The sequence below is a fragment of the Kineococcus siccus genome (assembly GCF_009906795.1).
GTDB classification, from domain to species: Bacteria; Actinomycetota; Actinomycetes; order Actinomycetales; family Kineococcaceae; genus Kineococcus; species Kineococcus siccus.
Window position 1 is genome coordinate 1 of the sequence record NZ_JAAALN010000329.1, and the last position, 3,082, is coordinate 3,082.

The window sequence follows — 3,082 nt, forward strand, 5'->3', positions numbered from 1 at the left end:
TCGTCGTGCAGGACCCGTCCCGCGTCTCCGACGTGGGCCTGACGGGCCCCTCGGCCGAGCACTGGCTCGGCACCACCCAGACCGGGCAGGACGTCCTGGCCCAGCTCGCCCACGCCACCCGCGGTTCGCTGATCGTCGGCGCCGTCGTCGGGGTCGTCGCGCTGGCCCTGTCGGCCTTCTTCGGCATCGTCGGCGCCTACGCCGGCGGATGGGTGGACGAGGGGTTCTCCCTGTTCACCAACGTCATGCTCGTCATCCCGGGCCTGCCGCTGGTGATCGTGATCTCCAGCTACGTGCCGAACAAGAGCATCTGGCTGGTCGCCCTGGTCCTGTCGCTGACCAGCTGGGCCGGGTCGGCCCGCGTGCTGCGCGGCTGGACGCTGAGCCTGCGCAACCGCGACTACGTGCACGCCGCGCGCGTGGCGGGGGAGAAGCGCTGGCGCATCCTGCTGGTCGAGATCCTGCCGAACCTCGTCCCGCTGCTGGCGTCGCAGATGGTCTTCGCCGTCATCTTCGCCATCCTGGGCGAGGCGGGGCTGTCCTACCTGGGCCTCGGCGCCTCGGGGTCGTTCACCTGGGGGACCATGCTCTACTACGCCCAGAACGGCCTCGCGCTGCGGCTGGGGGCGTGGTGGTGGTTCATCCCGCCGGGCCTGCTGCTGGCCCTCTTCGGCGCCGCCCTCTCGCTCATCAACTTCTCGATCGACGAGGTCGTCAACCCCAAGCTGCGCAACCAGACCCGCGCGGCGCGGCGCGGCTGGCGCATGTCGCGCCAGCAGCTGCAGCGCGCCAAGGAGGAGAGCCTGTGACCGCGCCGAGCGAGACCCGCGGCCCGTCGTCGGTCGCGTCCCACCCCGTGCTGACCGTCGAGAACCTCAGCATCGACTACCTGGTCGACCCCGTCGTGCACGCCGTCCAGGACGTCTCCCTGGAGCTGCGGCGCGGGGAGGTGCTGGGGCTCGCGGGGGAGAGCGGGTGCGGGAAGTCGACGCTGGCCTACGGCATCGTGCGGCTGCTGAAGCCGCCCGCGGCCATCACGGCGGGCCGGGCGGTGTTCCACTCCCGCGAGGGCACCGACATCGACTGGGGCCGGCTGGGTCCCGAGGAGCTCCGCGCGACGCGCTGGGACAAGATCTCGATGGTCTTCCAGGGCGCCATGAACTCCCTCAACCCGGTCATCACCGTCCGGGAGCAGCTCGAGGACGTCTTCGTCACCCACCGGCCCGAGATGTCGAAGGAGGAGCGCCGCCGCCGCTGCGGCGACCTCCTGGAGCGGGTCGGCGTGGACCGCGGACGGCTGCGCGCCTTCCCGCACGAGCTGTCGGGCGGGATGCGCCAGCGCGTGATGATCGCGATGGCCCTCGCGCTCGAGCCCCAGGTCATGATCATGGACGAGCCGACCACGGCCCTCGACGTGGTCGTGCAGCGGGAGATCCTCCGGGAGATCACGCGGCTGCGCGACGAGCTGGGGTTCGCGGTGGTGTTCATCACCCACGACCTCCCGCTGCTGCTGGAGATCTCGGACCGGATCGCCGTCATGCGCGGCGGGCGGATCGTCGAGACCGGGGCGGCCGCCGACCTCTACCGCGACCCGCAGCACGAGTACACGCGGCGCCTGCTCGCCTCGTTCCCGAGCCTGACCGGCGACCGCGGCGGGTTCATCCGCGGCGACGTCGACGAACGCCTGCTGGCGCAGGACGCGGTCCGCACCGAGGCCGCGCCCAGCGCGCCGACCACCGAGGGGAGGGTGTCGTGAGCACCCTTGAACTGCGCGGCGTCGTCAAGGAGTACAAGCTGCGGCAGGGCTGGCGGACCTCGACGCTGCGCGCCGTGGACGACGTGAGCCTCGCGCTCGAACCCGGCCGCACCGTGGCCCTGGTCGGGCAGAGCGGCAGCGGCAAGTCGACCATCGCGAAGCTCCTCATGCAGCTGGAGCGGCCGACGTCCGGGCAGATCCTGCTCGACGGGAAGCCGGTCGAGCGGCGCGGAGCGGGGCTGGCCCGCTACCGCAGCTCGGTGCAGATGGTGTTCCAGGACCCGTTCGCGTCCCTGAACCCGTACCACACGATCGCCCACCACCTGGCGCGCCCGGTGCGGCTGCACCACCCGGAGCTGACGGCCGCGCAGGTCTCCGAGCGCGTCCTGCAGCTGCTGGAACGGGTCCGGCTGACGCCCGCGGACGTCGTGGCGCAGCGGCGCCCGCACGAGCTGTCGGGCGGCCAGCGGCAGCGGGTCGCGATCGCCCGCGCGCTGGCCCCCGGCCCCGGGATCCTCGTCGCCGACGAGCCCGTGTCGATGCTCGACGTGTCGATCCGGCTCGGCGTGCTGAACCTCCTGGCGGCGCTGCAGCGGGAGGAGCAGCTCGGCGTGCTCTACATCACCCACGACCTGGCGACCGCCCGGCACTTCTCCGACGACATCCTCGTGATGTACCGGGGGAGGATCGTGGAGCGGGGGCCGGCGGACCAGGTGATCCTCGACCCGCAGCACGAGTACACCAAGCTGCTGGCGGAGGCGGCGCCGAACCCGGAGCGGCGGCTGCGCGAACTGTCGGGCTGAGGGCGGTGCGAGGACCGGGCGCTCAGTCGCCCAGGCTGCTCTGCTGCAGCACCAGCGCGGCGGCGCCCGTCGCCGAGGCCGTCGCCGCCGCGCTGGAGACGGTGACCGTGACCCCGCGGTGCCAGGTGCGCGCGTCGGCCGGGGCGAGCCGGGCGCTGATGGCCGGCCCGTACACCGACGCGGCCGCCGCGAAGCTCGGGCCCGTGAGGACCACGAGGTCGACGTCGAGGAGGTTCACGGCCGACTCCGCCGCGGCCGCGACCCAGCGGGCGGACTCCTCCAGCAGCGCCCGCGCCCCCGGGGCACCGGCCCGCGCCGCCCGGGCGAGCGCGGCGAACTCCAGGTCCACGGGGTTCGAGGAGCGCCGGGCGAGCCCGGTCTCGGCCCGGACCGTCGCGTCGGCGCGGGCCCGGGCGACGACGGGCGCCGGGCCCGCGACCGCCTCCAGGCAGCCGCGCCCACCGCACCAGCACACGGGCCCGTCGAGGAGCACGCAGACGTGGCCGAACTCCCCGGCCCCGAA

General features: G+C 73.7%; 4 protein-coding genes. 3 read left to right on the forward strand and 1 reads right to left on the reverse strand.

Going from position 1 to position 3,082, the window contains the following annotated elements; all coding sequences use genetic code 11:
• The 3 genes from GTR02_RS20940 to GTR02_RS20950 form a co-directional block, all read left to right on the forward strand.
• The coding region (locus tag GTR02_RS20940; RefSeq protein ID WP_166609407.1) for an ABC transporter permease at positions 1–809 on the forward strand (809 nt) is incomplete at its 5' end.
• Positions 806–1,756: an ATP-binding cassette domain-containing protein gene (locus GTR02_RS20945; protein WP_166609408.1), complete on the forward strand. Its 951-nt coding sequence runs from the start codon at positions 806–808 to the stop codon at positions 1,754–1,756. The genes GTR02_RS20940 and GTR02_RS20945, both read left to right, overlap by 4 nt.
• A complete protein-coding gene (locus GTR02_RS20950) occupies positions 1,753–2,559 on the forward strand; it encodes an ATP-binding cassette domain-containing protein (protein WP_166609409.1) in 807 nt (268 codons plus the stop codon). The genes GTR02_RS20945 and GTR02_RS20950 overlap by 4 nt, the downstream gene beginning before the upstream one ends.
• Before the next feature lie 22 nt (positions 2,560–2,581).
• Here GTR02_RS20950 and GTR02_RS20955 read toward each other — a convergent pair.
• The coding region (locus GTR02_RS20955; RefSeq protein ID WP_166609410.1) for an ROK family protein at positions 2,582–3,082 on the reverse strand (501 nt) is incomplete at its 5' end.